The 6,153-nt window shown below is 67.8% G+C and carries 5 protein-coding genes; all 5 read right to left on the bottom strand.

The features are described 5' to 3' along the window. Nucleotides 1–18: 18 nt before the first annotated feature. Nucleotides 19–558: an AAA family ATPase gene (locus tag N5079_RS33585; protein ID WP_261588247.1), complete on the bottom strand. Its 540-nt coding sequence runs from the start codon at nucleotides 556–558 to the stop codon at nucleotides 19–21. A gap of 102 nt (nucleotides 559–660) precedes the next feature. Then, on the bottom strand, nucleotides 661–1,014 hold the full coding sequence (locus N5079_RS33580) for a hypothetical protein (RefSeq protein WP_261588246.1): 354 nt from the start codon (nucleotides 1,012–1,014) through the stop codon (nucleotides 661–663). Nucleotides 1,015–1,272: 258 nt separating this feature from the next. Then, a complete protein-coding gene (locus N5079_RS33575; RefSeq protein ID WP_261588245.1) occupies nucleotides 1,273–3,567 on the bottom strand; it encodes a glycosyl hydrolase family 95 catalytic domain-containing protein in 2,295 nt (764 codons plus the stop codon). A 280-nt stretch (nucleotides 3,568–3,847) separates the two neighbouring features. Continuing rightward, complete coding sequence (locus tag N5079_RS33570; RefSeq protein WP_261588244.1) at nucleotides 3,848–5,485, bottom strand: alpha/beta fold hydrolase; 1,638 nt, start codon at nucleotides 5,483–5,485, stop codon at nucleotides 3,848–3,850. Next, nucleotides 5,482–6,123 carry a LysR family transcriptional regulator substrate-binding protein gene (locus N5079_RS33565; protein WP_261588243.1) on the bottom strand — a complete coding sequence of 214 codons (642 nt, stop codon included), beginning with the start codon at nucleotides 6,121–6,123 and terminating at the stop codon, nucleotides 5,482–5,484. The genes N5079_RS33570 and N5079_RS33565 overlap by 4 nt, the downstream gene beginning before the upstream one ends. Nucleotides 6,124–6,153 lie beyond the last annotated feature (30 nt).

Genomic DNA, 6,153 nt, shown 5'->3' with positions numbered 1-6,153 from the left:
GCCCCCGCCGGAGGCGTACTAATGACCCCGGCGTATCTGCTCTGCCAGGTCGGTGATATCCACGGCCTGGGTGGTGTTCACGCGGTAGACGGAGCCGAGGCCAAGTGGTTCGGCTTGGCGTGCCCATTCGTCCCACTGGTGGTCATCCGCCGAGGAGCCGCTGTGGATGGGATGTCGATCAGCGGCTCGTTCCTCATAGCGCTGACGAGCGAGGGGGAGAGGGGTGTCGCACCAAACCTCATGGACGTGATCGATGCCCGCCCGTTGCAGGCCACTGAGGACGATCGGCCGCAGATCGGCTAGCCAGGGGCTTTCGAGTACCGCACCTTGGGTTGCGTCGGCGAGCAGAGCCCAGAGGGTTTCGGCTGCTGCGGCGCCGAGTCGTTGACTCCATTGACGGGCTGTTATGCCCGGTGGTGCCTCGATGCCAAGGGTATCCGCCAGCGACTCCTTAACCCGGTCCTTACTGAACAGGGGTGATCCGAGAGCGTGGGCGAGGGCTTTGGCAAGGGTCGTCTTGCCCGAGCCGGGCAAGCCGTTCACAAGCACTATGGGCACGCGGTGATGGTAGGTCATCGCTCCCAGATGGTGGCGGCCCCTCTGTCCGTGCCACCACGCGACTGCGGTTACCCGCTGATATCAAGGGTAGCGAGGCTCCGATCAAAGATCCGAGTTGAGAAGGATCGCGCCGGTCCGTCCGGGTTTTTCCGCGGCCTCGATGGCCTCGGCGAAGCGGGCAAGGTCGTACTCGGCTGTGACGTTGAACTGCTCGGGCACCGATCGGGCTACTGCGAGCGCCTCGGCATAGCCGGCGCGTCGCCGCTCCCGCGAACTGGTCCTCACCCAGCGCCCAGCCGAAACGCCACGGAAAGTGAGCGCTCGGTGGGCGAGCCCGATCGACGGAAGCGACATCGGCTTGCCGGCCAGCCCGCCATAGAAGAGCAGGGTGCCGCCGTCCGCCAGGAGATCCATCAGCTCGTTCACCTGCTCGCCCCCGACAGGATCGAGGATCACATTGGCAGCACGGAGCAACAGGAGTGCGGTGATCGTGTTGGCCAGTGACTGGCACGCGATCGCATCGGGAATTCAGTTGCTCGAGGACAGCGGGCACGTAGGCAAAGTGCTGCTTTTGCCGCCGAGCTGATCCTCACGGATCCTCGGGCCGCCGACTTTGCAAACAACAGAGTGTCACGGATGGTCAAGACCCTCGCTGGAGTGTGGAAGATCGCCTAGATTCAGGCCGTCGTGTAGGACTACGAGTACAGTCGGCCGCTAGCCTGGCAGGCCCCAGCGGGCCTGGCTCGTTGGAGTAACTGGGCGGATCACCGCATCGCCTCGGGCCTGGATCAGGACCTCTTCGCCGCGGCGCAGGTCGAGCTCGATGTCCCCGCCGGGCAACGTCCGCCAGGACACCTTCCTGCCGTTGGAGCGTACGGTGAACGGGCCCTCGATGCCGGTGCGAACGCGGCACGGCGCCCCCGCCAGCGAGGCCAGCCGTACGAAGTCGGTGCGACCGCCGCGGCGGGCGGCCGAGAGCAGGAACGCGCCCTGGGTGAGGAAGTCGTGTACGGTCACGTCGGGCCAGGCGGCCGGCATGGCGGGCAGGACCCTGATGACTCCGTCCCAGCTCTGGCAGATCATGTCGTGCATGGACTGGGCGGCGGACAGCGGCGTCTCGATGACAGGGCCGCTCTCCTTGTACATGGTGTTGGGCTGGACGAAGCGGCGCAGCAGCTCGTCGAGGTAGAAGCGTGCGTCGTCGCCGCGCAGCATCTGTGCGGAGATCGAGGCCGCGCCGGTGAAGCTGTAGCCCTGCAGGGCGCCCTCGAAGCTGATCCAGTGCTTGAGCGACCTCTCGATCAGCTCACGCTGGTTCTCCTGCTCCCACGTGAGTAGATACAGGGGATAGATCATCAGGAGGTGGGAGTAGTGGCGGTGCGACTTGGCGAACGGCGCACCCGCTCCGATCATGAAACCGTTCTCGTCGACCGGGTAATCGGCCAGGTTCGCCAGCACCTCCTGCCACTTCGGCAGCAGCGGGTCCCGCACGCCGAGCAGAGCCGCCGACTCGACCAGCGTCCGGCAGCCCCAGCGGATCAGCGCCAGGTCGTAGTTCGTGTCCGGCGCGTTGACCCCGTACTCGGGGGAGAACGTGGCGGGCAGGTGCAGCTTCCCGTCCGAGCCCGGTGCCAGGAAGTGCAGGTAGTAGTTGATCGCCCGGCGCAGCAGCGGGAACAGCACGTCCCGCACGATCCGGGCGTCCATCGTGTGCCTGTAGGACAGCCAGACGTTGTGGAGCGCCCACGTCAGGTTGCCGACCTCGGGGACGGGCGTAGCCTGGCCGGGTATGCCCACCGGGTACCCGCTGTTGCCGATTCCGGCGCCGTTGTCGAGCGTCATGTCCGTGGTGCGCGGTATACCCGCGGAGTCCTCGGGGAACTTCACCTGGTCGATGAGGTTCCGCCGGTACTGCGACAGGCTCCTCGTGACCGCGTCCAGTTCCAGGTGGTTCGACCCGTGGATGAGCCAGTATTCGAGCTGCACGTTGAGGTTCCACCAGGTCGCGGGCCACGGCGTCGGTTCCAGCCACGGCCCTGTGGTCGCCATCGGTGGCGCGTCCCGGCGCGCGGCGGCGCCCACCTTGTAGAGCTGGATCCAGTAGAAGCTCTGCATCCGCTGATCGGGCAGCGACAGGAAGCTCTTGCGGTAGTAGCGGTGCCACCAGTGCCGGTGATCGGCGGACAGCGCCTCGATGGGCAGCCGCGCGGCCGAGCGCACCGATCTGACCGCGTCGTCGCCTGCCGCGTCGCCCGGGAACGACCAGGCGACCGCGGCGTAGAGGGTGCGGCGTGGGCCGCGCCGTACCTCTTGCCAGGCCGTCGCATGCCCGCCACCGGCCACCAGCGGCTGGGTGATCAGCTCCAGGTCGCCGTGGCGGGTCACGGCCGGAGTGGGGTTGGTGGTGTAGCCGGGCGGAGGTTGCTTGTTGAAGATCGGGTTGGCGCGGGGGCTGATGGCCTCCTCGGGGTGGAAGGTCCAGCGGAAGTCCCGCTCGCCGTCGCTGGGGACGACCTCGACGGCCAGCACGGAGCGGTCGTTGTGGATCAACGCCCTGATCTCCAGGCTGCCGGAGGAGGTGGTGATGGCGCCGGTCAGTTCGGCGTTCCACAGGTCGAGCCGCCAGTCGACGCCGGTGATCGCGCCGACGGGTTCCAACGTTAGGTGGCCGATGGGCAGGCGGGCGAGGCCGAACAGCGCGCCGTACTCGGGACGGTGGTCCTGAACCTCGCTGTGCTGCACGTTGAAGCGCACGGCGTTGGCGTCCTGCTGGGCGTAGATTCCGGAGCCGAGGAAGCCGTTGCCCAGGAACGGCCCCTCGTACCAGGTTTGTGGCATCCGCTTCCACACCAGGTCGGCGTCGGAGAGGAAGCGCTCCCAGTCGATCTCGTCGTGGAGCAGGGGAGCACCGCCCATGGCCCGCGCTGATGCCCGCCCAGATAAGCCGCCGCCCAGCAGCGCGCCACCGGTCAGGACGCCCCCCGCCTTTAGCAGGTCTCGCCGATCCATAGACTGTCCCTCATCCTGGATAGATCGGATGTCTTAGGCACCAATGACGGTATTTCCCGCCTGGATCAAGGTCAAGTCTTCCCAAAGATCCGATCGTCTCCCTGCTGCAACATGTGAGTACGGATGTCTGGGGCAGCGAGGAGGGTATCGATCATTGGCCGCCTGCATCCGTGCGGCCGATCAGCCGCCGGGCAGAGCCGGAACGGTGCTCGGCCTCGCTGGCGTCTCGCAGGGGTTTCCACATCGAAGGGGGAAGCTCAGATGATCGGCTCAGCCGGAACTATCTGGCCACCGTACCGACGGCCAGGACGCTGCCTTCGCTGACATATCCGTCCGGCCGGCGCAGCGGATGATTCGCACCGTGCGGATCGGCGAAGGGCTCCCAGCCGGCGCCGATACCTAATGCGGCTGCCTGCCGAGCCATGCCGGCGCAGGCTCTCGTGTAGAAGTCGAGCGCGGCTGGGGACAACGGTGCGTAGTGCTCCATCAACACGGTTTCCTGCCACACTTGCGCCAGCCCAGCTTTGACCAGTCGGCGATGCAGATCACGGGCCCTCAGCAGTTGAGCCGGATACCCGCCGGATCGGCCGGCCAGGCGGAAGAGGTCAACCGCCAGGAAGGGGTCGCCGGGGCGCACGCAGACGAGGTCGGCGGCCAGATCCTTGATGGCGACCAAGCCGCCTGGGCGCACCACCCGGGCCAGTTCCTGGAGTGCCCGAGCGAGGTCCGCGTCATCCAAATACTGCGTTGTGTTGGAGCACCACACGGCGTCGAAGGTGTTGTCCGCATACGGCAGGGCCAGCAAATCGGCTTGCCGGACATCTGCTCGTCCGCGGAGGCCCAGGGCCCATGCCCGCTGCGCGGCACGCGCCGCGTTTTCCGGCGCGAGGTCGATCGCGGAGATCCGGCCTGACTCACCTACCAGTTCGGCGAGCCAGGGTAGGAACAGGCCGCTGCCGCAGCCGGCGTCAAGCACGTGCCAGCCCGACTGGATGCCCACTTTGCCGAGAGCGGCTCGGTAATGGGAGGCGCAGGCGGCGAAGTGGGACGCGACGATGTCGTCGCTGGTGAAGGCGAGACCGCTGGAAGCGGTGTGGCCCCAGACCCGATGCTCGTCACCCGTAGCGGTCGCACGGTCCCGGTCACCACGTGGTAGTCCGGCGACCTCGGCAAGCAGACCGAGCAGGGCTTCGGTGACCGCTCCAGGTGCCTCTACCGGCTGCAAGTGACCCGAGCGGGGGATGGTGACCAGCCGTCCCCGCGGGGGCAGGGCGGCCAGCACAGCGGCCTCTTCCTGGGATACCAACTCGTCCTGCTCGCCCGCGATCACCATCACGGGCGCATCCAGCTTGGCCAGTTCGCCGCTGCTGTCAGGGCGGTCGGCAATGGCGTACTGGGCCCAGGCGACCGCGGCGGGTGACGCGGCGGCGACTTGTTCGGCGACGGCCGAAAGAACCGCGTGCTGCTCTTCCCTGGTGGCGGCGCCCACCAGTCGCGGCAGGCTCTGAGACACGACCACGGCACGCGAGGCGTCGTCCAGCATCATGGCGGCGAACGCCCTTCGCGCCTCCGCGGCGGCCGGCGTGTCCGCTTGCGCGCGCGTACCCAGGAGCGCCAGACCCCGGACCCGTTGGCGATACCGGCGCAGGAACGCGAGTGCCACATAGCCGCCCATCGAACTGCCGGCCAGGACCGCATCCTCCAGGTCGTGCTCATCCAGGAGGTGAGCGAGGTCGTCGGCAAGCAAGTCGAGGGAGGGCGTGGCGGCGTGCGGCGGGGCTGCCCCGAATCCGGCGAGGTCAGGGACTATGACGCGATACCCCCGAGCACGCAGCGCCTCGGCCTGCTTCGCCCACATCCAGGAGGACAGCGGTAGCGCGTGCAACAGCACGACGGCCGTGCCAGGAAGCGGGTTCACCGGTCGCCCCCCAGCTCGATGGCCGCGATCAGCCGCAAGGTGGCCGCAGGCAACGGTCGATCGCGCAGCCACGCGACCGACACAGGGGCCGGAGGGAGGTCGTGCACCGGCACCGCGACCGTGCCCGCCGGCAGCGACTCGGCAAGGGACAGGAACGACAGGTGAACTGAGCGCCCGTCGGCGAGGATCGCGGCCATCGCCTCGAGCGTGGTCATCGGGTGCACCCGGCGGATCGTCCGGCCGCCCGGGGTCACCCTGGGCACCACCAGGTCCCACACATAGGACGGGAACGTGCCCGGTTTTTCGAACGCCTCGTAATCGGCGGCCTCCTCGACCGACACCGTCCGTCGTTTCGCCAGCGGGTGTCCGGCACCGACGATCAGGGCCCGGGCATCCAGTTCCACCGCACGGCTGAACGCGATGTCCCGTTCGTGGAGCGTGTACTTCACCAGCATGGCGTCTGCCTGGCCGTCCCTCAAAGGCCCGAAGGGATCACGGACGTCGTACTGAACGAACTCGACCTCGCTGGGCGGCAGTCCGGCCCGGGTGAGGATCGATTCCGCAGGCCCGGACGAGCCGTGGATGCCGAGGCGGAGCGGGCGGGCCACGGGCACGGGGGCGTTCAGGAGATCTGGCATCGTTGGGTTCCTCTTCTGGTCTTCGCGTCG

It is taken from the genome of Planotetraspora sp. A-T 1434 (assembly GCF_025420585.1).
Taxonomy (GTDB): domain Bacteria; phylum Actinomycetota; class Actinomycetes; order Streptosporangiales; family Streptosporangiaceae; genus JAOEGB01.
Note: the sequence above shows the minus strand (reverse complement) of the source record. Positions and strands in the feature narration are given on the sequence as shown.

Excerpts from the sequence above, each read along its gene's own strand:
- N5079_RS33575 (WP_261588245.1), bottom strand. The coding sequence starts at position 3,567 with ATGGATCGGCGAGACCTGCTAAAGGCGGGGGGCGTCCTGACCGGTGGC.
- N5079_RS33565 (WP_261588243.1), bottom strand. The coding sequence starts at position 6,123 with ATGCCAGATCTCCTGAACGCCCCCGTGCCCGTGGCCCGCCCGCTCCGC.